This window comes from Bacteroidia bacterium, from assembly GCA_033391075.1.
Lineage (GTDB): Bacteria > Bacteroidota > Bacteroidia > J057 > J057 > JAWPMV01.
In genome coordinates this window covers 2,467,578-2,493,458 of sequence record JAWPMV010000001.1, presented here as the reverse complement: position 1 = coordinate 2,493,458, position 25,881 = coordinate 2,467,578, and the positions used below count along the sequence as shown (strand labels likewise).

Sequence of the window (25,881 nt, the reverse complement as noted above, 5' to 3'; positions counted from 1 at the left end):
TTATAACTTTTGCCTTAAAGAAATTTTATAGACTAAAAATACTATCGCACCATGATCTTAGGCGTACTCAAAGAAGCAGAGCCTGAGCGAAGAGTGTCTATACTTCCAGAGCACGTAAAAAAGCTCATGGACCTTGGTTATTCGGAAGTATGGATGGAGACTAGTGCAGGCAAAGCTTCATTTCAAGAGGACAGCAATTATTCAGATGCCGGAGCCTCAATTAAGTCAAGAAAAGACATTCTTGCAGATGCTCAGGTAATTCTCTGCATCCAGACCCCGAACCAATCCGAAATCTCTCCGGAGAAAATTCTGATTACTCAAATGAATCCCCTGAGCAATCCTCAAACCGCTCAGGATTTTGCAAAAAAAGGAGTTTCTGTTTTTAGTATGGACATGGTACCTCGTACCACCAAGGCCCAGGCTATGGATGTCCTTTCTTCTATGGCGACTTCGGCAGGATACAAAGCAGTTTTACAAGCAGCAATTCATCTTCCCAAATTCTTCCCTATGTTCATGACGGCAGCTGGAACGATTATACCAGCTAAAGTCTTGATCCTGGGTGCAGGTGTAGCAGGCTTGCAGGCGATCTCAACAGCAAAAAGGTTGGGGGCTGTCGTCGAGGCTTTTGATGTACGAGCTGCAGCAAAAGAAGAGGTCCTGAGTTTAGGGGCTAAATTTGTTGAAGTGGAAGGAGCAACTGACGATACTTCTGCGGGAGGATATGCAGTTGAACAAACTGAAGAATATAAACAGAGACAAGCAGCCCTTATTCAGGAGCATGCAGCCAAGTCCGATGTTATTATTTGTACAGCACAAATACCGGGTCGTAAAGCCCCCCTGCTTATCCAGGAAGAAACCCTTCATAAAATGAAAGCGGGTTCTGTGGTGGTAGATCTTGCTGCCTCCAGCGGAGGAAATTGTGCGTTCTCCAAAAATAATGAAACCGTAGTTGTAAATGGAGTGAGCATTATAGGCGACTCCAGTCTGGCTTCCAGTATACCTTTGGATTCATCCAAGATGTATGGGAAGAATCTGATCAACTTTTTCAAGGAGGTTATAAACGATGGAGCGATCAGTTTTGATTTCGAAAATGAAATCATACAACACACCTGTGTGTCGCATGGCGGAGCCATCATTAGTCCCCGTGTATTAGATAAATTTTCTTCTGTCGCCTCTTAACCCCCTTGCTATGTCTGATCTATTTCAACTATTTCTAGCGCATAAAGAATTCATTTATGTAATCATTCTTTCCATTTTTCTGGGGGTGGAAGTCATCTCCAATGTTCCAGCGATCCTGCATACACCGCTCATGTCAGGTGCCAATGCCATTCACGGAGTTGTGATTATAGGAGCCATCATTGTGATGGGTCATGCTGCTCCGGATAATATTCTTGCCCTGGTTTTGGGCTTTTTAGCTGTGGTTTTAGGTACCCTCAATGTGGTTGGCGGCTTCGTGGTCACCAATCGTATGTTGGAAATGTTTAAAAAGAAAGATTGATCGCTATGGAATTTACATTAGAACTCTCATATCTGGTCGCTTCGATCACCTTCATTTTGGGATTGAAAATGCTGGGTAGCCCTGAAAGTGCAAGAAAAGGAAATCTGCTTGCAGCTTTTGGTATGGGCCTGGCCATTGTAGCGACTATACTTTTTCATAAAGACGATGCCGGAAATGGCATCCAAAACCATGTCTGGATCATATTAGCAATGGCAGTGGGAACTGTGATTGGCTATCTCATGGCAGTAAAAGTCCAGATGACTGCCATGCCTCAAATGGTTTCTTTTTTCAATGGAATGGGAGGTGCCTGTGCAGCCCTGATTGCATTGATAGAATTTGACACCCATCCTTCCCACGAAGCAGGTTTCCTATCTGTAGTAGCTGTGAGTTTAATTATTGGTTCCGTTTCCTTTAGTGGATCAATGATTGCCTATGGCAAACTGGAAGGAAGGATCAAGGATATCTACAATAACCTCATGCCCATCATCAATGGGATATTTGCCTTGACCCTTACAGGGCTTACAATTTATGGGGTCATGAATCCTGAATTGTTTGACAATGGATTGCTATGGCTTCTACTTGGCATTTCTCTCGTTTATGGAATCACCTTTGTGATGCCCATCGGTGGGGCAGATATGCCGGTTGTGATTTCTTTACTTAACTCCTTCACCGGAGTTGCAGCAGCTTTTGGAGGATTCCTCTATGACAATCAAGTGATGCTTACGGGAGGTATTCTCGTTGGGTCCGCAGGGACCATCCTTACCATACTCATGTGCCAGGCAATGAATCGCTCTTTGGCTAATGTTATTTTTGGATCATTTAGTACGGTTTCAAGTGGTTCAAAAGGAGATGCTGCGGAAAAGGTAGTCAAAGAAATTGCTTTATCAGATGCCGCTATCCTCTGTGCTTATGCCAATCGTGTATGTGTAGTTCCCGGCTATGGATTAGCTGTCGCACAGGCACAGCATGTTTGCAATGATTTCGATAAACTACTAACGGATAGAGGAGTGGAAGTTACCTATGCCATTCATCCGGTTGCTGGTCGTATGCCCGGACATATGAATGTATTGTTGGCCGAAGCGGATGTTTCCTATGACAAACTGGTAGAACTGGAAGATGCAAATGAAAGTCTGGGATCAACAGATGTAGCGATAGTTGTGGGAGCAAATGATGTTGTAAATCCTGCAGCAGAAAATGATCCCAGTAGCTCGATTTATGGCATGCCTATCATTCAGGTTCACAATGCCAAGAATGTCATCATCATGAAAAGAAGTATGGGAAAAGGCTATGCTGGAATTGAAAATGAACTTTTCTTTGCCAATGGAACCCGCATGCTCTTTGGAGATGCCAAAGACAGTTTATCTAAACTGGTTTCAGAATTGAAGACTATATAAAAAGATAATACTCATTTATAAAAGGTCAGGCAGAATATTGCCTGGCCTTTTTTGTTTTAGGTGGGTGAACTACAGAAATCAAAGAATCCGATCTTCTTCAATTTCCCTTCTAGTTCTTTGATCTCATTTGAATTGGGATTGGAAATGGGTGCTCTGTATTCTCCGCAATCCAGGCCTATGATCTTCATAAATGATTTGGTCGCTCCCGTGCCTCCATATGCAATTAGGAGTTCAACCATCTCAACTGCTTTATCCTGCAACTCTCTGGCTTTGTCCATATCACCTTTCTGAAAAGCAGTGATGATTCGATTGTATAAAGGTGCAGCATAATTATAAGTGCTACCTACCGCTCCATTTGCTCCTGCCACCAAAGCAGAGAGAAGCACTTCGTCCGTTCCCCAATACATCTCATACTTTTCCCCTTCAAAGGCTCTGCATCGGTAAAAATCATACAGATCATTGAAAGTAAATTTAATCCCTTTCAATTGAGGTAATTCTGTATTTGCCAGGCCCAAAAACTTTCTCATGGAAAAATACCCAGCCGTTAAAGTCGGAATATGATAATAATATAAGGGAGTTTCAGGAGCAGCTTCTGAAACACTTTTGCAAAGTCCGAGTAAATCCTCTTCTGATTTAGGTTTGAAATAATAAGGACTCAGCATAGAAATTCCATCCAGGTCCAGCTCTCCTCCATAAGCAGCCAACTCCTGCATTTCCTGCACATTATCCCCTCCTACACACAGAATTTTAGTCAAGCCCTCTCCTACTCTTTTCCATTCTTGAGCATAGGCTTTTACTTCTTCAACACTCAGAGAACTTCCCTCCCCGGTTGTACCGCAGATAAAGGCTCCATTAACCCCATTTTTTCGATAGAGCTTTGCCAGATTTTCAACCCGTGCCAGGTCAATTTCTCCATTCTTCTTCATTGGGCTAATAGGAGCTGCGATAAGACCCTTAAATGTTCTGGTAGTCATGAGAGTTATTGATGAGGAAGTTGACGAAAGGTATATGCTTGAGATGAATCTTTGTTTTGGCCGAAAAACCGGCTGAACAGGACGCTCAATAATATGGCAGAAAGCATACCGGTAAACGTATATAAAAGCAAATGAATGTTTGTAAAGCTTTTCACCAAATACTGAATCATACCACTCAGTATGAGGGCAAGAATTGCAGCTTGCCCATTGACTTTGGGGATAAGAATTCCTGCAAGAAAAATTCCTCCCAGACCTCCGGCGAATAGTCCAATTATCATATTGAATTGATCCCATAAGGAACTGATTCCCCAACTGGCCATGAACCAGGCAAGAGCTGTTCCCAATCCTCCAATAATTACCGTAACTATTCTTGCCAGGCTCAGATATTGAGCTGAATTTTTCAACGGCATAAGTCTTTCCACAAAATCAACACTAATCACCGTAGAAACGGAGTTCATACTACTATCCAAACTGGACATAGAAGCTGCAAAGATAGCTGCCAGCAAAAGACCTGAAACTCCATCCGGCAATTGCGATACGATGTACCAGGGGAAAATACTATCGGTACTTGCTAAAGTTGGCTGCATGGCTTCCGGTTGGCTTCGGAAAAAGACAAACAATAAAGTGCCCAATGAAAAGAAGATTAGCGTTGCAGGAAGACTCATCCAGGCACCTATTCTTATACTTTTGGCAGCAGCAGCTTCGTCTTTGGTGGTCAGGTATCTTTGGATTACAGTCTGATCACTTCCATATTGAATGAAGTTTACGGCAAATCCCCCGAAGAGCAATACCCAGAGTGTAGGTTCCGTAATATCCAGGCTTGCATCCAACATCCTCAGTTTGTCAAAATCGCCAGCGACTCGCAGGATTTCTCCCATCCCCAAATCGAGAAATAGTAAAACAAAGCATAGCAGTGCTCCTCCCAATAGAACAAATACTTGCAATACATCTGTCCAGATTACGGCTTCTATTCCTCCTAATACGGTATACAGGATACTCAGAATTCCCATAGAAAGAATGCACCACTCTACCCCTATTCCCGTCAAGACAGATAGGGCCAAAGAAGGCAATAACAAGACGATTCCCAGTCGACCAATTTGAAGGAAGATATACATCAGGGATCCAGCAAGACGAGTCGCTAAATTGAAACGCAATTCCAGATACTCATAGGCAGTTCGCAATTTGAACCTCCGGTAAAAGGGAAGGAAAATTCGAATGATAAAGGGGGCAACCAGAATGATGCAAAGATTTAGCACGACATAGAGCCAATCTGTAGCAAAGGTCTTAGCTGGAATGGCCATAAAGGTTATGGCGCTTAGTTGTGTGCCAAAGATACTCATACCCGCTGCCCAGGCTGGAATTCGCCTCCCCGCCATAAAGAAGTCATCCGTGCTTTTCTGGCGGACAGAAAAATAAATCCCCAATCCCAACAACAAGATGAAATAGCTTGCGAGTACCCAAATGTTCAAAGATGAAATAGAATTTTCTTCTCTTATTTCCCCTTTCCAAACTTGATCCGTTCGAATGCAAGGAGAAACTTCTCCTGAGGGGATTATGATATCCTTTCCTCTGTAAAAAACGGGTGTAGTCAATGCCCTGGAAGCTGGCATTTGTGAAAGTAAGTGCCAACTTTGAGTGATGGTATGAAAGGACCAGATCTCAGAGCTGAAGCCAGGATGAAACTTCATGAGGGAATCCCTCGCTTTGATCAAGTTTTCCTTTCCCTCAGCTTCTGTTTCAATTATCCTATGATTGAGTTCCTCTATCCTGTTAAAGTTCTCTCCACTATCCCCACCAAAAATTAAAATTTGATTGGCTCCCAGCTCCAGGACACCTCCGGCAGCGAGTGGAAAATCCTGGTCTTGCTTGAGTTCTTTCCATTCATCCTTCAGCGGTTCATAAACCCAGGCATCAGAAAGAAATTTGGTCAGTGCTCCTCCTCCTTTCCAACGTCCTTTGAACAAATAAAAAGCTGGACCTTCTCCCCCATTTTGGATACTGCCATAGGCATGAGTTCTGGGACTAGCAGGCAAATCGGCCAAAGCTATCCAGCCTTTCTCTATTTCTGCCAGATTTAACCTAAAGAAATAGCTTTCTCCTAAGTCTTCCCTACTCCCAAAGACATACAATTGATTGCCAATTATACCTCCACTCGTATTTGCAAGAGCAATAGGCAAAGCAGGCAGAGATTCAATCTGAATATCCTCTTTCTTTTTTTTATGCTTTATTTTAAAAACTGCTCGGCATAGAGAGTCTCCATTCATCCCTCCTATCCAATACATAGCATCCAGACCAGAAAGGCTCAATCCATAAGCTATAGGATAGGGCAATTGAATATTCAACAATTCCCATTGGGAATCATTCAGCAGATAGATGTCCTGATGATAGACTTTCTGCCCCCCCTCCCAGGCTGGGCCATCTGGAAAATTGGCTCCTCCTGCAAGTATCACCGACTCTTCCACAACTCCGCCAAAAGGCCCCGCCAAACCGGCTTGTCTGGCTGCTTCCGGAGGAGGAATCAGAGGACTTAATTCCTTCCATTCGAGATTAAAGGAAGGGCTTTGGCCCAGAGATATTATAGGCCAAAGGCAAAGTAGTAGTAGGAGTAGTTTTCGGATCACAAACTTTTTTCGAGACTATTTCTACTTAAAAATAGACATTTTTTCTTGCCTAAAATAGAAGCAATTCTTGTCCCTTATTCCTGAGTCAGGAAATCGTGAATGTCTTCCTTTTTATAATACTCAAACTCGGACACATACTGCAGCGGTTGAACCTTATTGGGAACTTTTAGGATGAAAAGTTTTTGGGACAGCTTGCCTTCTGTATCGTATTTATAGCCCTCAATTAATTGGCGACCGAAAGGTAGATCCAATTGCCGTCCGGAGATACGAGATTTTTCATCATACATATACAAGATTTCTTCTTGCCGAAAATCATCCTCGTAGAAAATCTTAATTCTCTCCAATCCCTGTTCTCCATATTTAAATCTACAAGTCTTGACAACCCATTGAGACGAACGGGAATACTGCCGGGAAATAATCATCCCTGTATTTGCATGTTTTCTATAAGTCCAATTATCTCTTTCTTCCCTTAGGTGATGATCTCTATAATTTTGGATATAGGTTTCATAAAAGTCTTTTTCTTCATCACTGCTAAAACGACTACTCAAGGTTCGCCCAATAGGGCTTCTTTCAATCACTGCAACCAACTCTTTATTTTTCCCCAGGCTGTCCAGCTTATAAAAGGATTCCTTCTTCACATACTCATCCAGATAATCCAGATTTTTGATATACTTTATGCCCAAAGCGGTTAAAATCCGTCCGCCATAATATCCCTGATCTTCCTGGATATCCATAAGGGCATCAACGCCATTTTCTCGTGCTATTTTTTGAAGTCGGCTGACGTAGGCCTGATTATTCGTAGCCCCACTCATATTGGTAGCGAGGCTGCCAATTTCTATATATTCTTTATAGGGCAAAAGTTCTCCGGGAAAGAAAACTTCAACTTCTGTTACGGGCTTTAAAGGAAAATCCAGTTCAGACTGGGCATAAGGTTTGAAACTTACACAAGATTGAAAAAGGAAAATTAAGGAAATTAATAAATAGGTGTTTCTTTTCATGGTACCAAAGACGTTTAGAGGTAATTCATACTAATTCAAGATTAGATAAATTGTCTTTGGTGGTGCTTGTTGTATTTGGAATTACGTAGATCAAAATAATAAGTTCTTCGATATAGCTTAATTTTTGGTTTCTTATTCGGCAGTCTTTTTTTAATTTAAAGGACTTATGAATTGCTATAACTACTGCCTACTGTTAATCCTTGTAGGGGCCATGCTCTCTGCATGCCAAAATGGATCCTACACCCAATATGCAGCAGACAAAAGTCTGCCGGATCGGGTGGATTTCAACTTCCATATTAAGCCTATTCTTTCGGATCGATGTTTCGCCTGCCATGGACCGGATGAAGAAGCACGTTCTGCAGATTTGCGTCTGGATACCGAAGAAGGCGCCTTCACTGCATTAGGAGAAGTTGAAAAAAGATTTGCTATCAAAGCGGGTAATCTGGATGCCAGTGAAGTCTGGCACCGAATTATATCCAAAGATGAGGAATTCATCATGCCTCCCCCTGAATCCAATCTTAGCCTCAATAATCAGGAGATAGCCCTTATTGGAAAATGGATAGACCAGGGAGCCGAATGGAAGGAACATTGGTCCTTTATTCCTCCCAAAAAATCCAATTTCCCTTCTGTAAAAGAAGAGGGGAAAATCCAGAATGAGATCGATCAATTTGTACTAGCCCGCCTGGAACAGGAAGGAACTAGTTTCACAGATAAAGCATCAAAAGAAAGGCTGATGCGCAGGATCAGTTTTGGCTTAAGAGGGATTCCTCCACAAGTTGAAGAGCTTGAAGCCTTTAAAGCGGACGATTCTGAAGATGCTCTGGAGAAAGTTATAGATGAAATGTTGGCTTCGGAGGCTTATGGAGAAAGAATGGCCATTGACTGGTTGGATGTTGCTCGCTATGCAGATACCCATGGCTACCAGGCCGACAGAGAAAGGCGTATGTGGCCCTGGCGAGATTGGGTAATTAAGGCTTTCAACAACAACATGCCCTATGACGAATTTAGCCGCTGGCAACTAGCCGGAGATCTGATGCCTAATCCCAGCAGAGAGCAAATTCTGGCAACCGGATTTAATCGCAACCATATGCAGACTGAAGAAGGAGGAAGTGTAGAAGAGGAGTTTCGAGCTGAGTATGTGGCTGACAGAACCATCACTACCTCACGGGCCTTTCTCGGTCTCACGATGGAATGTGCCCGCTGCCATGATCATAAATACGATCCCATTTCTCAAAAGGAATTCTATCAACTCTTCAGTTTTTTCAATAGTGTGGATGAATCAGGACAAACTTCCTTTTTTACGGATGCAGTCCCTGTACCAGCATTAAAACTTACAGCTCAGAACACAGATAGCAAAGCTGCCGAAATACGTGCCAGTATAGAAAAAATGGAATCTCAAATTCCTCAAAGTGAGGAACGATTTAAGAACTGGTTAGCACGTTCAGGCAATATCAAGCCTAATTTAACTAAAGGGAAAGTGGGTGATTTTAGCTTTGACAGAATTAGCAATAAAAAACTGGCAAATGCTGCCAGGCCCCGCTTTGCAGCAAGCATTGTAGATGATCCCATTCTGGTTTCCGGGCATAAGAATAAAGGGCTTAAGCTAAGTGGAGAGAATGGGCTCTCTTTCAAAGATTTAGGAGTTTTTAGCCGGAGTGATCCATTCAGTCTATCTATTTGGGTCAAAGCAGAAGAGGAACTGGACAGAGCTGTAATAGTTCATAGAACCCAGGCAGTATTGGATGCAGGAAGCCGGGGCTATGAATTAATGATTGATCAGGGAAAAATCAGCCTGGCACTAACCCATATGTGGCCTCACAATGAAATTAGGAAACTCAGCAAAAAAGCATTTCCCATAAATGAATGGGTCCACCTGACTATGACTTATGATGGTTCTTCCCAGGCCAGAGGTCTATCTCTTTTTATCAATGGGGAAAAGACTGAAATGGACATAATTAAGGACAACCTGACTAAAGACATTCTATACGAAAGGGTAAAGGTCCATCTCGCTATTGGTTATAGGTTTAGGGGGAAGGGATTTAAGAATGGCATAGTCGATGAATTCAAGGTGTTTGATCGATGCCTAAGTCAATTGGAAGTCTCTGAACTGGCGGGCAAAAGATTGGCGAATCAACTTGCTGCAAAGAATATGGCGGAACTTTCCCCAAAGGAAAGAGAATTACTCAAAGAATTTTACCTGCGAAATATCGATGCCGACTTTCAGCAATGGGAAAAGGAAATCAGAAAGCTCAGAGATGAAGAAAGAAGTCTGATTGATACCGTTCCTGAAATCATGATTATGAAAGACCTGCCTCAGGCTCGTCCGACCTTTGTCCTCAACCGAGGAGCTTATGATCAACCAGGCGAAGAAGTATATGCAGGAACTCCTTCGAAAGTTCTGGCCTTTTCAGAAGAACTCCCTCCGAATAGATTGGGCCTTGCAGATTGGTTATTTGATGCAGAAAATCCCTTAACTGCACGAGTCATGGTCAATCGAATATGGCAAATGCATTTTGGCAAAGGTCTGGTCTCTACACCAGAAGATTTTGGCAACCAGGGAGCTTTACCCTCTCATCCGGAATTGCTGGACTTTCTGGCTGTTCGCTTTATAGAATCTGGTTGGGACATCAAAGCTTTGCATAAACTTATTCTGAGCTCTGCTACCTATCAACAAGATTCTTATGCATCTGCCGAATTAAGAGAGAAGGATCCTGATAATGTTCTTTTGGCAAGAGGACCTGCTTTCAGGTTGAGTGCAGAAATGTTACGAGATCAAGCCCTGGCGACCTCAGGCTTATTAGTGGAAAAAGTAGGAGGGCCAAGTGTAAAGCCTTACCAACCGGAGGGCCTCTGGAAAGAAAAATCCGGAAAAATATACCTGGCCGACAAAGGAGATGGTCTGTATAGAAAAAGCCTGTATACTTTTTGGAAACGAACATCTCCTCCGCCTAATATGATGACCTTCGATGCTACGGATCGAAATATCTGTATTGTAAAAAGGCAGTCGACCAGTACTCCTTTACAGGCACTCGTATTACTCAATGATGTGCAATTTGTAGAAGCATCTCGGAAGTTGGGGGAAAGGATGTTACATACCTCTGAAAAACCAGAGGAACAAATCAGGATGGCTTTCAGTCTGCTCACTTGTCGCCAGCCCAGCACGGAGGAAAGCCAGGTATTGAACGAAATGTATGCAGAACAATTGACAGAGTTCAAGGAAAGGCCTGAGGCAGCGCATGAACTCTTAAGTGAAGGTGATTCTTCCGTAGATGAGTCTCTTGACCCTTTACAACTGGCAACAGCTACTGTTATAGCAAATGCCATTATGAATTTTGATGAAAGTATAATGCTGAGATAATCCCATGAAAAAGAAAGATCAAATATATAATCCCGGCCTACTCATGAACCGTAGGCATTTTTTCTCAAAAATGAGTCTGGGTCTGGGAGGAGCGGCTTTAGCATCTCTTATGAATCCGGTTTCCATGTTCGCCAATTCAGGTATCAGTGGAAATGGAAAAGGAGGAATCCTAAGCAAACCCCATTTCTCTGCAAAAGTCAAAAGGATCATCTACCTCTTTCAAAGTGGTGGTCCTTCTCAAATGGATCTTTTCGACCACAAACCGCTTCTCAACAAAATGCATGGAGAAGAATTGCCAGATTCGGTAAGAAAAGGACAGAGACTTACGGGTATGTCGGTCAATCAATCCAGTTTCCCTCTGGCCGGTTCCTTCTTTCGGTTTAAAAGGCATGGCAAAAGTGGTGCATGGGTGAGTGAACTGATGCCTCATATCGCAGAGATTTCGGATGAACTTTGCTACATCCATTCTATGCATACAGAAGCCATCAACCATGATCCTGCTATTACTTTCTTTCAAACGGGATCTCAACAAGCAGGTCGTCCATCTATTGGTTCCTGGTTGAGTTATGGGCTAGGGAGCGATAATGAAAATCTTCCTTCCTTTTGTGTACTGGTGAGTAAAGATAAAGGTGGGCAGCCTTTATATTCTCGTTTGTGGGGAAATGGTTTTTTGCCTTCCCTTCATCAGGGAGTTCAATTTAGATCAGGAAAAGATCCGGTACTTTATCTTAATAATCCGGCTGGTGTGAGTGGAAAGAGCAGAAGGAAAATGCTCGACAAACTCATTGAATTGCATCAAATCCAGTTGGAAACCACTGGTGATCCTGAGCTCAATTCCAGGATAGCGCAATATGAAATGGCTTACAAGATGCAAAGTTCTGTTCCTGAAGTCATGGATGTTTCAGGTGAACCCGACCATATTTATGATCTCTATGGACCAGATTCAAATAATCCCGGCACCTATGCCGCCAATTGCCTGTTGGCGCGCAGGCTCATTGAAAGAGATGTAAAATTCGTGCAGCTTTATCACCAGGGATGGGACCATCATGGAAATCTTCCTCCAGGCATCCGCCACCAATCCAGAGAAACCGATCAGGCATCTGCAGCTCTCATTATCGATCTTAAACAAAGAGGTTTACTTGATGATACGCTTGTAGTTTGGGGCGGTGAATTTGGCAGGACCAATTATTCACAGGGAAAACTGACCAAAGACAATTATGGAAGAGATCATCATCCTCGTTGTTTTTCAATTTGGATGGCTGGTGGCGGAGTAAAAAAAGGAATCAGCTACGGAAAAACTGATGACTTTGGATATAATGTAATCGAAAATCCGGTCCATGTCCATGATTTTCAAGCTACCCTTTTACATTTATTGGGGATAGATCACGAACGACTTACTTTCAAACATCAGGGGCGCAGATATCGACTTACCGATGTTCATGGCCATGTCGTCAAAGATATCCTGACTTAGCTTTGAGCAGTTAATGGTCTTTTGTACCTTAAGATTTATTATAACTACTACTGAATCATGAGAATTAATTATTCCTATTCAATAAGCCTGCTAATTGGAGCAGCACTATTAAGTATTTCCTCCCTTTTTGCCTTTAGTCCTCCTCAAGAGATAAGGACGAGCGAAGATAATCCCTATCTAGGGCGCTGGGCACTTCATCTACCTGATGGAGCGGGTTGGTTGGAAGTCAGAGATGAAGGAGACTACCTCGATGCGGATATACTTTGGTACGGAGGAAGTGTGGTACCAGTCAACCACGTTTATAAACATGAAGGGAAACTCTTCCTCAATCAATTGGCCTGGAGAAGTGCTCAAAGAGAGAATGGGAGGAAGCACAGGCCCGTTTATCAAATGGTTTTGGAGGGAAGCGGAGATGAGTTGATTGGTAAAATGGTCCAGCCTGATCCTAATGGTCAGGGTGCAAAGACTACGGTATTCCTCGCAACTCGAATTCCCGACCTACCAGCAGCCCCCAATTTGGCAGAACTCAAATATGGAAAATCCATCAACTTACTGGACAATAACAGCACTGAAGGATGGCACTTGGTCGACCCTAATAGTAAGAGTGCCTGGTCTGTGGAGAAAGGCGTATTGATGAATAAGCCCGTTCAGCATAAAGGAGAAAAACATATCAACTATGGAAACCTTAGAACAAATGATACTTTTGAAGATTTCAATCTCAGCCTAAAAGTGAATGTTCCGGAAGGAAACAATAGCGGGATTTATTTACGAGGCATTTATGAGATTCAGGTGTTTGATAGCTATGGCAAAAAACGTGATAGCCACCATATGGGTGCCTTATATAGTAGGATCACTCCATCTGCTTCAGCCGAGAGAAAGCCAGGAAAATGGCAAGAACTTGATATAACCCTTTGCGACCGGCATTTGACAGTCATTTTAAATGGTACGAAGATTATCGACAATCAGGCCATCATGGGGGTTACAGGTGGAGCCCTTACTGCAGATGAGTTCTCTCCGGGACCCATTTATTTGCAAGGGGATCATGGAGAGGTCATGTATAAAGATATTGTACTTAAACCTATCCTCAAATAAGGCCAATGTACAAAGGCTTGTTATTCACAGGAGGTATTATCCTGATCTTCTTTTTATTCCTAAGCAATGCTTGCGGAACAGAAGATTCTGATACCCAAATCCAGGCACTACCGGAAGTCGTTGACTTCAATTGGCACATCCGTCCCATTCTTTCAGACAGATGCTATACCTGTCATGGTCCGGATGAGAAAGTCAGGGAAGCAAATTTACGTCTGGATACAGAAGAAGGAGCATTTGCAGCTTTAGAGGAAGGGGAAGGACGCTTTGCCCTGGTACCGGGAGATCCAGACAAAAGTTTATTGATCAGAAGGATAGAGAGTAGCAGTAGTGAAAGCATTATGCCTCCACCAGAATCAAATCTTAGCCTCAGCGAATATGAAATCAAATTATTGAGAAAATGGGTGGAGCAGGGAGCTAAATGGAAAACCCATTGGGCCTTCACTCCTCCTAAGAAAGCGGATTTAGCTGATCGAAAAGATTCCTGGGTTCAAAATGAAATCGACTATTTCAGTTTGAATAAAATGGAAGAACAAGGCTTTTCTCCCAATACAGCTGCCAGTCGAGCTAAACTATTGCGGAGGATGAGTTTCGATCTTACAGGCTTGCCTCCTTCCTGGGAGGACATACAGGCATTTGAGGAGGATGAGTCAGAAGATGCGATTGAGAAAAGGATTGATGCATTATTAGCTTCTCCGGCTTATGGAGAAAGGATGGCTTCGATCTGGTTGGACGCAGCTCGTTATGCGGACTCTCATGGCTATCAGGATGACAGACCCCGAACAATGTGGCCCTGGAGAGATTGGGTAATAGATGCCTTCAATCGCAATCTTCCTTATGACAGCTTTCTCATCAAACAAGTAGCTGGAGACCTGCTTCCAAATGCTGCCTATGAGGATAAACTGGCAACAGCCTTTAACCGAAACCATGCCATTACACAAGAAGGGGGAGTTGTCAATGAAGAATATGTAACCGAATATGTAGCGGATAGAACCCAGACTTTTTCTACGACATTTTTGGGACTCACCATGGAATGTGCTCGATGCCATGATCATAAATATGATCCCTTATCACAAAAGGACTACTACCAACTATTTGCATTTTTCAACACCATAGAGGAAAGAGGGCAAGTCAATTACTTTGATCTTTCGCCCAAACCTCATATAAAAATGCAGGATGCTGAATATGAAAAGAAACTTCGATATATCGATTCACTTACCGTAGCCTGGGAGGAAAAACAGGAACAAATCAAAATAGCAGGGAAAGAAGGGTTCAAAACCTGGAATATAGAAAAGGAATCCGATATAGGTAATATCGATAAAGAATTAAAGGCTCATTTCAAACTAGATACATACAATGAACTAAGTAGTCCAAATGAGCATGCTAATTTGCTTGCTAATATGAATACAGGCCTTATTGGCGAGGTGGCCAAGCCTGAAATTTTAGCAGGTAAATCAGGGAAAGCTTTGAAGTTTGATGGAGAGAATTTCCTGAATCTAGGGGACCTGGCTGATAAAGAATATTACGAACATTTCTCCTATGGAGCCTGGATAAAGCTGGATCAATATCCTGAGAAGGATGCAGCTATTTTAGTAAAGCGAAACGGAGAACAAAAAAGAGGAGGCCATCAATTACTGATCAGCCCCAAAGGAAAGCTCAAGCTTTCCTTGATTCACAATGCAAGAGACCAAAGAATAGATGTAGAAACTCAAGCTTCTGTAAAACGCGGCAGGTGGAACCATGTATTCATGAGTTATGCTGGCAGCGGAAAAGCAAATGCAGTTGATCTCTTTATAAATGGAAAGCTTCAGTCTAAAAAAGTACTCACTGACAAGCTTGGGAAAAAGAGCATTTTGAATGGAAATGATCTTCTGGCAGGAAACTGGACACATCGGAAAAGAAGCATAGGAAATTTGCAGGGATTTGTAGGGGGTATTATAGATGAGATTCGCGTATACGACAGAAGTCTGAGTCCCCTGGATGTGAAAATAATTGCAGAAAGTAGAGATAAGTCTTCCTATGATGAACTTTTCACTCACTACCTGAAAGAGAAAAACAAAGCCTATCAAAATGTTCAGCATAAACTGGATAGCCTTAGGCCCTTGCATGCGGAGCTTCCCTATATCATGGTCATGGAGGAAATGGACACAGCGAGAGCTACCCATGTGCTCAATAGGGGCGCTTATGATGCCCGGATGGAAAGGGTATATGCAAATACCCCTCATCAATTGCTTGAATTTTCTGAGGAGTATCCCAAAAACAGATTGGGACTGGCCCAATGGATGATCCATCCGGAGCATCCACTAACTGCAAGAGTTGCAGTCAATAGGGTTTGGCAAATGCTTTTTGGGCGGGGAATCGTGAATACTCCAGAGGATTTTGGGAGCCAGGGATCCTTACCTAGTCATCCGGAATTGCTGGATTGGTTGGCCGTGGATTTTAGGGAGAGTGGCTGGGATGTCAAAGCACTGATCAAAAAGATCGTCCTTTCAGCTACCTACCAGCAATCCTCAGACATAAGCAAAGAGAAAAGAGATCGAGATAAAGAAAACATCTACCTGGCAAGGGGGCCAATTAAAAGATTGAGTTCTGAAATGATCAGAGACAATGCCCTTGTGATTAGTGGATTGATGGACCAAAGCCTTGGAGGTCCCTGGGTTAAACCCTATCAACCTTCTGGTGTTTGGAAAGAATTGGCCAATCAAATCGGAGAAAATAAGTATCGAGCGAGTAAAGGTTCGGGGCTCTATCGGAGAAGTTTGTATTCCTATTGGAAAAGAACCATCCCTCCTCCCTCAATGTTGACCTTCGATGCTGCAGAGAGGACGGTCTGTGTAGTAAAAAGACAAAGCACAAGTACTCCCTTGCAATCTTTGGTACTCTTGAATGATCCTCAATATGTTGAGGCTTCTCGTTTGCTGGCAGCAAGGATGTTGGAAGAAAGCGAACTGGATGAACAGCTAAGCAAAGGCTTTCGCCTGGCGACTTCCCGAAATCCTGAACCAGATGAACTAAAGGTTCTTAAATCCTTGTATTTGAGTGAAAAGGATCGTTTCAAGTTAGAGACAGAAGCAGCTAACTCATTACTCGAAGTAGGCCAATACCAGCTTCTTCATGAAAAGGATCCTGCCGAGTATGCTGCCATGAGTATAGTCGCGAATACGATTCTCAACCTGGATGAAGCAAAAATGAAATCCTGAGCGCATGTCAAAGAAACCTATACATTATTCAAAGATAGAACATGAAGCTGCTATGCGAGTTAATCGTAGGCACTTTCTCTCAAAGCTTGGCATGGGAATAGGAGGAGCAGCATTAGCTTCCTTGTTGCCGGGATGTGGAAGTGGAATCAATAGCCAGGAAGACCTGACAGATTATCTGATTTCTCATTATGCTCCCAAAGCAAAACGGGTGATTTACCTTTTCCAGAGCGGGAGTCCTTCTCAGATAGAGCTTTTTGATTATAAGCCCTTGATGTATGAAATGCATGGGAAGGAATTGCCGGATTCAGTGAGGCAGGGGCAAAGACTAACCGGTATGACTGCTTACCAAAAGTCTTTCCCTCTAGTCAGTTCCATGTTCAAATTCAAACAACATGGAAAAAGTGGAGCCTGGATCAGCGATCTTTTACCCTATACAGCCAAGATTGCAGACGAGCTTTGCATCATTCGCTCCATGCATACAGAGGCCATCAATCATGATCCTGCCATTACCTTTTTCCAAACCGGCTCTCAACAACCCGGACGTCCCAGTATTGGTGCCTGGGTAAGCTATGGCCTTGGGAGCTTAAATAATAACCTGCCTACTTTTTGTGTGCTCCTGTCGAGGGGACTCATTCGCCCCCAACCGATCTACTCCAGACTATGGGGAAATGGTTTTTTAGCCTCTTTACATCAGGGCGTTCAATTCAGGTCCGGCAAAGCTCCGGTACTGTATATCAATAATCCTCCGGGAGTAAAGGATAAAGATCGTAGAAAGGCACTGGATCATCTGGCTCAATTGAATGAGATGCGCATGGAAGAAGTCGGAGATATGGAAATTCAATCTCGAATTTCTCAATACGAAATGGCCTATCGCATGCAAACCTCTGTACCAGAGACCATGGATATTTCTTCCGAACCCGATTACATCTTTGATATGTATGGCCCGGATTCCAGAAGGCCAGGTTCTTATGCAGCCAATTGCATTTTGGCCAGACGATTGATTGAAAGAGATGTGCGTTTTGTCCAATTGTACCATCAGGGATGGGATCAGCATGTAGATCTTCCCAAAGACATCCGGCTGCAGTGTAAGGATACTGATCAAGCCAGTGCGGCATTGGTAAGCGATCTCAAACAGAGAGGTTTGCTGGAAGATACCCTGGTTATTTGGGGAGGCGAGTTTGGTAGAACGATCTATTCACAAGGGAAATTAACCTCCGACAATTATGGTCGGGATCATCATCCCAGATGTTTCAGTATCTGGATGGCTGGTGGAGGAATAAAGCCAGGGGTTACATATGGTGAAACCGATGACTTTAGTTATAACATTGTAAAAGATCCGGTTCACGTCCATGATTTTCAAGCCACCTTGCTTCATTTGATGGGTATGGATCACGAAAAGCTCACCTACAAGCATCAGGGGCGAAGGTTTCGCCTGACCGATGTTCATGGAAAACTTGTTAAAGATATTTTGGCCTGATCCCCCGCATTTTGTAATATTCGAAAGGGATGAAAAACGCTGTCAACTACACAAGATCAGGATCAGGAAAGAAAGTACTCTTTCACCATGGTTTAGGTGCGGACCTATCACAGGCCCATCGATTTTTTCAAGGCTTTGAAGGCATTGATCTCATTTGTCCAGAAGCTTTGGGACATGGTCATTCCCTTTATTCCGAAAATTCTCCACCTTCTTTTCTCCAGTATTCAAATGATGTGCTAGAGGTGCTGGATAAAGAAAGCATTGATAACTGCATCTTTGGAGGCATCAGCATGGGATCGGGTATCTCTCTACATATCGCATTAACATTTCCGGAAAGAGTCGATGCCTTAATTCTCGTCAGACCCGCATGGTTGGATAAAGGAAGGCCTGCCAACCTGGAAATCTTATTGGATATTGCAGAGCTAATTGGTCATCCTGGCGGCAAGAGAAGTTTTGAAAATTCGGAAGCATTTTTGGCAATCAAAAATCAATTGCCCAAGGCAGCGACTTCTATTATGGGTCAGTTTTCTCGCGCACAAGGAAGCCATACTTCTGAAGTTCTGGATCATATGGTTAATGATAAACCCTTTGATCGCATGGCTGATCTAACTAGCATAGATATTCCCACTTTGATCATTGGAAATGATGATGACCCCCTTCACCCCTGGGAAATGGCTGAGGCAATCCATCAGGCAATCCCTGGTAGCAAATTGGAAAAAGTTGTTTCCAGATATATAGATGACCTCCAACACAAAAAAGAAGCACAGGCAGTTATTTCTGCCTTTTTAGATACCTTATAAACCCTCAAAAAATTAGCATATGAAAAGTTCCTGGAAGGATAGTGAAGCTCAAGCCCTCAACAATGATCTCTTAAAACTGAGGGTCTATACCTCAAGACTTCTGGGTTCAGATGAAGATCTGGTCCTGCATGGCGGAGGGAATACCTCTGTAAAAATCAAAGAGACTAACATATTCGGGGAGGAAGAAGAGATCCTTTATGTGAAAGGAAGTGGTTGGGATTTGGCAACTATTGAAGAAGCAGGCTTTGCACCGGTAAAACTGGATGCGCTATATAAATTGGCTGAATTGGATACGTTGACGGATACCCAAATGGTAAAATACCAGCGAATGGCCATGACCAATCCCTCAGCACCTAATCCTTCGGTAGAAACCATCCTGCATGGAATCATCCCTTATACCTTTGTTGATCACACCCATGCCGATGCGGTTGTAATCGTAACCAATACTGATAATGGAGAAGAACGCATCAAAGAGATTTATGGTGATAGTGTATTGATTGTGCCCTATGTCATGCCTGGCTTTATCCTTGCGAAAACCATCTACGAAATGACAAGAGGGATCGATTGGGAAAAACTGGAAGGTATGATCCTCTTAAATCATGGGGTTTTTACTTTCAACCATGACCCAAAGAAGGCCTATGAAAAAATGATCGAAATCGTCTCCAAAGCGGAAGACTATATCAAAGATCAAGGGATCGATCAGATTGAAGATAATGCAGCTACAAATATAAATCACCTGAAATTGGCCCAGGTCAGAAAAAGGGTTTCTGATATGGCGGGAAAAGCATTTCTCTCTCATTTGAATTCGAGCCCCGCTTCCACAGCTTTTAGCAATCTCAAGAATATCGATGATGTTTGTAGCAGGGGTCCATTGACTCCGGATCATATCATTCGTACCAAGCGAATCCCCATTGTGATTCATGATGACCATGAGAAAGACTTTGCTTCCTATGCTTCTGCTTATGAAAGCTATTATGGTGAATTCCAACAAGGGGAAACCATCCTTGATAAAGCGCCTAGATGGGGAGTTCTCCCGGGAATAGGTACGCTATCTTTTGGTCCCAGTACCAAGCACTACAAAATCATAGATGACATTACCCGCCATACAAAAAAGGCAATTTATCAGGGTGAGAATCTTGGGGGATGGGTGGCATTGCCTCAGAAAGATTTATTCGAAGTTGAATATTGGGAGCTTGAGCAGGCGAAATTGAAGAAAATGGGTCAGCCCAAAGCCATGCAAGGAAAAATTGCGATGGTAACCGGTGCCGCAAGTGGAATTGGGAAAGCATGTGTGGAAAGCCTATTGGATCAAGGTGCTGTTGTTGCTGCCCTGGATATAAATCCGGATGTTACAAGTGCATTCAATACACCCAATGTCATTGGTATCCCCTGTGATGTAACTGATAAAGCCGCAGTCAAAGCTGCTATTCACCAAACCGTCGAAAACTTTGGGGGCCTTGACTATCTAATCACCAATGCAGGTATATTTCCAAAGAGTGCAAAAATAGCCGATATGGAAGATAGCAATTGGGATAGGAGTATGGACCTCAATGTGAGTAGTCATAGACGCCTGATGACTCTCTGCATTCCTTATCTGGAATTGGGAATCGATCCAGCTATCGTAATTGTTGGCTCTAAAAATGTTCCTGCTCCCGGGCCTGGTGCCTCTGCCTATTCTGTAGCCAAAGCTGGCCTTACTCAATTGGGAAGAGTCGCAGCATTAGAACTTGGTTCCAAAGGAATTCGTGTAAACACCATTCATCCCAATGCCGTATTCGATACAGGCATTTGGACCGAAGAAGTACTCAAAACTCGCGCTGCCAATTATGGCCTCAGCGTGCAAGAATACAAAACCAATAATGTACTACAAGTAGAAGTTACCTCCCGGGACGTAGCCGACCTCGCTGTACTCATGCTAGGTAAAGCTTTCTCCAAAATTACCGGTTCTCAAGTTCCTATCGATGGTGGGAATGACAGAGTTATATAAACGTGCTGGTGTGTTGGAGTCAAATTATAAATAACGCCAATACTCCAACACACCAACACCATAATTTCTTTAACACCATAACACTCTAACACTCTAACACTTTAACACACTCTCCCTATGATAGTCCCACGTACCTCCCGTGAAGAAATAATGGCCAAGTTGAAAAAGAAGGTCGACAATAATATTCCCATATTCATTGCCAGTGCGGGCAGTGGATTGGTTGCGAGTCTACTGGAAAAGGCCGGTGCTGATTGTATCAATACATTTTCAGGTGCAAGATTGCGAGCCAATGGAATGGGAACCATGTCTATGCTTTGGCCCATCCTGGATTCAAATAAGCAAACCTTTGACTACACGCGCGAAGATATCATGCCTGCAATCAAGGGTGATGCTTTTATCTGCGCCTGTATAAATGCCAATGATCCCTTGAAGGACATGCGTTGGTTTTTGGAAGATTTGAAAAAAATCGGAGTTTTTTCAGTTTCTAATATCGGTCCCTCTATTAGCTATGTAGATAAGGATAGCGAAATATTTAAGGTACTGACCAAAAGTGGGATTACACTCGATAATGAGATCGAGATGCTGAAATTGGCCAAAGAAATGGAAATGGTTTCCGTAGGTCTGGCCTTCAATATGGAGGACAGCATTCGTATGGTTGAAGAATCGATGCCCGACATCTTTTGTTTTCATGCAGGTACAACCAAAGGAGGCTTGAAAGGATATGATTCTGGAGAAACAATTGAAGAAACGGCAGCCCGTACAGAAGAAGCAAATAAAGTATTGAGGAAGATAAAACCGGATATCATGTTGATTGCTCATGGAGCAGCTTTAGAAAATCCGGTAGACGCCCAATATATCCTGAATCATACCAGCTGTGATGGCATTTGGACGGGTTCTTCTACCGAAAGGATTCCGATTGAAAAAGCTGTATATTCTACTGCAAAGGAATTTGCTGATCTTAGATTCCCTGATAAAAAATAGATTATGTCCAAGACTATTGCACTACTCGTAACCCTGGATACCAAAGACCAGGAGGCTGGATTTTTGGTGGATGAAATTGAAGCCAGAGGCGACAAAGCTTTATTGATAGACATCGGGGTTGTGGGTACGCCAGGCATTGAAGCCACTATCAGCAGAGAGGAAGTTGTTAAAACCGGAGGAGGAGATTTATCCGAACTTTTGAAAGACCCGACTCGTGAGAAATCCAATCCCTTTGTAGTTCAGGGTTGTATCAATATTCTGAATTCCCGCATTGTAAAGGATGAAGTGCATGCCGTATTGGGACTCGGAGGAACTCAGGGAACTTCTACCTGTTGTAACATCATGCAGGCCCTCCCCTATGGTTTTCCCAAGATCATGGTTTCGACCATTGCATCCGGAGATACCAGTGGCTTCGTAGGCATCAAGGACATTACCATGATGCCATCGGTGAGCGACATCTTGAAACTCAATCCGTTTACCCGAAAGATACTCGCCAATGCCGCTGCAGCTGCTTGTGGAATGGCATCCGTTGAGACCAAATTTAAAATGGAGAAAGCGGATAAGCCCCTGATCGGCATGTCCAATTTGGGAGTCCTTACCAATGGTGCGATAGAGGCTATCAAATACATTGAATCCAAAGGTTATGAGGTCATCGTTTTCCATGCAGTGGGAAGTGGTGGACAGGCCATGGAACAGATGATGAAAGAAGGCATTATTGGAGCCGTTTTCGATTATGCTATGGGGGAAATTGCGGACGATGTCTGGAGCGTTCTTAGGGCTGGTGGTCCGGAGCGTCTGACAGTCGCGGGCAAACTAGGATTGCCACAGGTACTCTGTCCGGGAGGAGCTGAGCACTTAGGAATCCTGGTAGAACCCAATGTCGTACCGGATGAATTCAAAGACCATCAAATCGTATTTCATAGCCCCGTAGTCTTTGTTCCTCGACTCAATGAGGAAGAAATCGTTCGTGTAGCGAAAAGCATCGTAGAACGCCTTCAACATACCAAAGACAAAGCCTACTTCATGTTCCCCAAAAAGGGCGTAGGGCGATACTCCATACCAGGAGGTATATTGGAAGATCCCGCCTCTGACAAGGCCTTTTTCGATTATCTCAGAGACAATTTACCTAGCAATATTCAGGTGGTGGAAAGAGAAACTCATGCAGAAGATCCGGCATTTGTGAGAGAGGCCGTTGACTTGCTGATTGAGTTGATTGAGAAGGAATAAGGATTTGAGATATACCTATTTGAAAATTCCTATCATTTTCTTGCGCAAAGGTGGCAGTGATAATAAAAACAAAAAGAAATAGATAAATACAGAAATCAGGAATAGAAGTCTATGGTTTTGCCATAGCCAATTTATATAGGGTGGATTCAAAATATTCGCCCCATCTATTTCCACCCTTTCAGGTACAGCGTCCAGCTCTAGAGAGTATCCCTTCTCGCTAAGAAGCATTTTTGACAAGTTAAATTCTTTATCTCCGATGAGCGCAAGTTTTTCTCCTGAACTAAGCGTATGACTTTTATAGATTTCCTGATCCTGATTAAGAAAGAAGATTTTGCCCGAAATTATAGAAGAAACAGGAACATTTTCATTGGAATTTTCTCGTTTAAAAAAGTGAGGCTTACTTAACCCTATTTCTCCTGTATTCAATTGCACAGAATCCTCTGAATCATTTATATCAAAACTCAAACTAAAAGAGTTTGATGGCCATACGCTAATTTGTCTTCTGGCAGAAACTGCCGGACCAAATATGGTCAGGCTACTCAGCTCATCAATGAAACCGATATCTTCCTGGCTAGAAAAATCTATGTACTCCAATTCTAAATTGGCTGAATCCAGATAACTCATTACGATCTTTTCAGGATTATCCTGTTCAATCCCCACCTTAATTCTGGATGAAAATTTATCTGGATCAATTCTGCTGAAGTTAAGTTTACTCCCTTCAGAAATCTGCAAGCTTTCAAATAGTAATGAAGATCTAATTGGGGTAGAAATACCTTTCTCCCCCATGGATTCAAAACTCAACTCATTTTCCAGCTTTCTATTTATCACGTTTCCAGATCTATTAAAAGTAAATTTATCTGCCTCCAGGCTGATTTTTTCAAAATCTGTAAACCGGCAATAGGTTAATGGTATTCCCCGAAAATTATAAGTTCCCTCTTTCTGCTGAAAGGAAAATTGTTCCGCTTCAATTTCAGCTTTTATCCTGAGATTTTTCTTGGGAACGAAAGCAGAGAATGCTAGTCCAAGTATTGCCGCGAATAATAGTGATAGGCTTAAGAGTAAAGGTCCAAAGGATGCTTTCTTTTTAGTTTTTACAGCATGTATTTCACGAGAGTTAATGGAGGGATTCTGAGTCTCTGGAAGCGATTTCATACTCACTTTCCCAAGATCCATGGATTTGGGGTAAAAAATGAATTGGCCTCCTTTATCACCCGTATTCTGAATGGGCCTTCCTATGGGTTTCTGTTTCCCATTATGTATAGTAGAACGGGTAACTTTATCTACCAGGGAAAGGACAGAGATGCCTTCATCTGCATAACGGTCGAGGGTGTCCAGGAGTTGAACCGCAAAAGGACTATGTCCTCCTACTTTTCCATCAGGCACAACTTCATTCCTTCCAGAAGCCAATATCCAGCGACTGGGATCTTTTTCACGGGGATCATGGCCATTTGAATCACGGGTGTTTTCAACCAGAACCGCCCCAGAATAGCAGGAGTCAACAATCATGAAGGTATGCTGGCTTTCGATTTTAGCCAGCGCACTGATTATATCTTTATACGAAAAATAGCCTCTATTGTCTTCATATTGAGCATCTACCGGAATCCAATATCCATCTCCATAAAATTCATCATAGTGGCCATGGCCACTAAAATAGATCAATAGATTGTCCCCTTTTTTTATTTTTTTGTGTAAACTCCTTAATCCCTGATCAATACGAGAATAAGTAGCCTCATTGTCAAAAAGACAAAGAGCGTATTCCTCAGAAAAATGATACTTATCGATTAAGAGTTTCTTAAATGCTTTTGCATCCCGAACGGCATTCTGGAGCTTGCCAACATGCATATAGTCATCAATCCCAATGATTAGCAAATAATTATTGCCACGGGGGATTTTTAGTCCTCCGTCCTTATACTTGATTTCAAAAGCTCTTGATTCTGATTCCGGCATCTGGCAAAAGTTCAGCAAGCAGATTTACTGAACACTAAATTTTATTTATTCAATTATATGATGATAGAAGCTAAAAGCATAGGTCATAACTTCTTCTTTTGACTCACTTTTTTCTGAATTATTTCTTTCCAGGCTGGTGAAATTTAATTCCATAGTATACCAACCACTTTGGGGAAGTAATTTTTTCATAATATAAATAGCAAATGGACTTGAACCATCTTTTGATGAAAGTTTTCGCTCCTGAATTAGGGTGCCTGCTCTCCTCCCTTTGCCTTGATAAAGTTTCCAACTTCCTTTTTCTGCAGAGGTGCCCAATACAAAATGAGCCACATAAAATGGTTTAAAGGAATCTTTATCTGATTTTTCTGCTATGCCTAAATAGGCAGGACTTATTATTTTCTCGTTAGGCTTTCCCAGATTAACCAAGAGTCCCAGATTCTTTCTATTGATCTCCAGGCTTTTTAGTAAATAATCCACTGGCCATCCTGAAAAAGTATTCCATCCATTTCTGGAGGAACTATTCTTATCTTCCATCCAATAAAACTGACGTACATCTATTTCCTTGGCAACTAACTTATATTGACCACTATCGGGATTATAGAAATGTACTTCCAGTCTTTGATCTTCCCCAAATACATAATGATCTCCCGGTGAAAAAAAAGACAAGAGATCTATGGCAAGATTACCTATGTCTCTATCAAAATATTCTCCTTCAAATCGATTTCCTCGATCATTTTTATCCTGCCATTCTTTAGATCGCTGGGCTATTCCACTAAAAAACAAAAGGCAAAGAAAAAGAGAAATTACATAAAGCTTTTTTAACATCGGTATAGATAATATTTCGGGCTAAGAGAATAAA

At 42.6% G+C, this 25,881-nt stretch carries 17 protein-coding genes; 12 read left to right on the top strand and 5 right to left on the bottom strand.

The genetic code is table 11. The features are described from left to right. Positions 1 to 51: 51 nt before the first annotated feature. From R8P61_10115 to R8P61_10105, 3 genes are read left to right on the top strand one after another with little or no spacing between them, the layout of a single operon-like run. On the top strand, positions 52 to 1,179 hold the full coding sequence (locus R8P61_10115) for a Re/Si-specific NAD(P)(+) transhydrogenase subunit alpha (GenBank protein MDW3647409.1): 1,128 nt from the start codon (positions 52 to 54) through the stop codon (positions 1,177 to 1,179). A 10-nt stretch (positions 1,180 to 1,189) separates the two neighbouring features. Continuing rightward, positions 1,190 to 1,498 carry an NAD(P) transhydrogenase subunit alpha gene (locus R8P61_10110; protein ID MDW3647408.1) on the top strand — a complete coding sequence of 103 codons (309 nt, stop codon included), beginning with the start codon at positions 1,190 to 1,192 and terminating at the stop codon, positions 1,496 to 1,498. 5 nt (positions 1,499 to 1,503) lie between these two features. Continuing rightward, a complete protein-coding gene (locus R8P61_10105) occupies positions 1,504 to 2,892 on the top strand; it encodes an NAD(P)(+) transhydrogenase (Re/Si-specific) subunit beta (protein MDW3647407.1) in 1,389 nt (462 codons plus the stop codon). A 56-nt stretch (positions 2,893 to 2,948) separates the two neighbouring features. Here the strand turns inward: R8P61_10105 and R8P61_10100 are convergent, their stop codons facing one another. The 3 genes from R8P61_10100 to R8P61_10090 all read right to left on the bottom strand — a co-directional run bounded on the left by R8P61_10100 (position 2,949) and on the right by R8P61_10090 (position 7,485). After that, positions 2,949 to 3,866: a dihydrodipicolinate synthase family protein gene (locus R8P61_10100; protein ID MDW3647406.1), complete on the bottom strand. Its 918-nt coding sequence runs from the start codon at positions 3,864 to 3,866 to the stop codon at positions 2,949 to 2,951. A gap of 5 nt (positions 3,867 to 3,871) precedes the next feature. Then, entirely contained in the window at positions 3,872 to 6,487 is a 2,616-nt protein-coding gene (locus R8P61_10095) for a sodium/solute symporter (protein MDW3647405.1), read from the bottom strand. A gap of 74 nt (positions 6,488 to 6,561) precedes the next feature. Beyond that, positions 6,562 to 7,485, bottom strand: coding sequence for a hypothetical protein (locus tag R8P61_10090; protein ID MDW3647404.1), 924 nt, complete (start codon positions 7,483 to 7,485; stop codon positions 6,562 to 6,564). Between the two features lie 166 nt (positions 7,486 to 7,651). Here R8P61_10090 and R8P61_10085 point away from each other — a divergent pair, with 166 nt between their 5' ends. The 9 genes from R8P61_10085 (at position 7,652) to R8P61_10045 (ending at position 23,075) form a co-directional block, all read left to right on the top strand. Further along, a complete protein-coding gene (locus tag R8P61_10085) occupies positions 7,652 to 10,843 on the top strand; it encodes a DUF1553 domain-containing protein (protein ID MDW3647403.1) in 3,192 nt (1,063 codons plus the stop codon). 4 nt (positions 10,844 to 10,847) lie between these two features. Further along, positions 10,848 to 12,314: a DUF1501 domain-containing protein gene (locus R8P61_10080; protein ID MDW3647402.1), complete on the top strand. Its 1,467-nt coding sequence runs from the start codon at positions 10,848 to 10,850 to the stop codon at positions 12,312 to 12,314. 57 nt (positions 12,315 to 12,371) lie between these two features. Further along, positions 12,372 to 13,406: a DUF1080 domain-containing protein gene (locus tag R8P61_10075; GenBank protein ID MDW3647401.1), complete on the top strand. Its 1,035-nt coding sequence runs from the start codon at positions 12,372 to 12,374 to the stop codon at positions 13,404 to 13,406. A 5-nt stretch (positions 13,407 to 13,411) separates the two neighbouring features. Further along, on the top strand, positions 13,412 to 16,603 hold the full coding sequence (locus tag R8P61_10070) for a DUF1553 domain-containing protein (protein MDW3647400.1): 3,192 nt from the start codon (positions 13,412 to 13,414) through the stop codon (positions 16,601 to 16,603). A gap of 4 nt (positions 16,604 to 16,607) precedes the next feature. Further along, complete coding sequence (locus R8P61_10065; protein MDW3647399.1) at positions 16,608 to 18,080, top strand: DUF1501 domain-containing protein; 1,473 nt, start codon at positions 16,608 to 16,610, stop codon at positions 18,078 to 18,080. Positions 18,081 to 18,109: 29 nt separating this feature from the next. Then, a complete protein-coding gene (locus R8P61_10060) occupies positions 18,110 to 18,880 on the top strand; it encodes an alpha/beta hydrolase (protein ID MDW3647398.1) in 771 nt (256 codons plus the stop codon). Between the two features lie 19 nt (positions 18,881 to 18,899). Further along, positions 18,900 to 20,867 (top strand): bifunctional aldolase/short-chain dehydrogenase, encoded by a 1,968-nt coding sequence (locus R8P61_10055; protein ID MDW3647397.1) that lies wholly within the window; start codon positions 18,900 to 18,902, stop codon positions 20,865 to 20,867. A gap of 117 nt (positions 20,868 to 20,984) precedes the next feature. Continuing rightward, entirely contained in the window at positions 20,985 to 21,848 is an 864-nt protein-coding gene (locus tag R8P61_10050) for a phosphoenolpyruvate hydrolase family protein (GenBank protein MDW3647396.1), read from the top strand. A gap of 3 nt (positions 21,849 to 21,851) precedes the next feature. Beyond that, positions 21,852 to 23,075, top strand: coding sequence for a Tm-1-like ATP-binding domain-containing protein (locus tag R8P61_10045; GenBank protein ID MDW3647395.1), 1,224 nt, complete (start codon positions 21,852 to 21,854; stop codon positions 23,073 to 23,075). 15 nt (positions 23,076 to 23,090) lie between these two features. Here the strand turns inward: R8P61_10045 and R8P61_10040 are convergent, their stop codons facing one another. Then, a complete protein-coding gene (locus R8P61_10040; protein MDW3647394.1) occupies positions 23,091 to 25,022 on the bottom strand; it encodes a caspase family protein in 1,932 nt (643 codons plus the stop codon). A gap of 45 nt (positions 25,023 to 25,067) precedes the next feature. Then, positions 25,068 to 25,847 (bottom strand): hypothetical protein, encoded by a 780-nt coding sequence (locus tag R8P61_10035; GenBank protein MDW3647393.1) that lies wholly within the window; start codon positions 25,845 to 25,847, stop codon positions 25,068 to 25,070. Positions 25,848 to 25,881 lie beyond the last annotated feature (34 nt).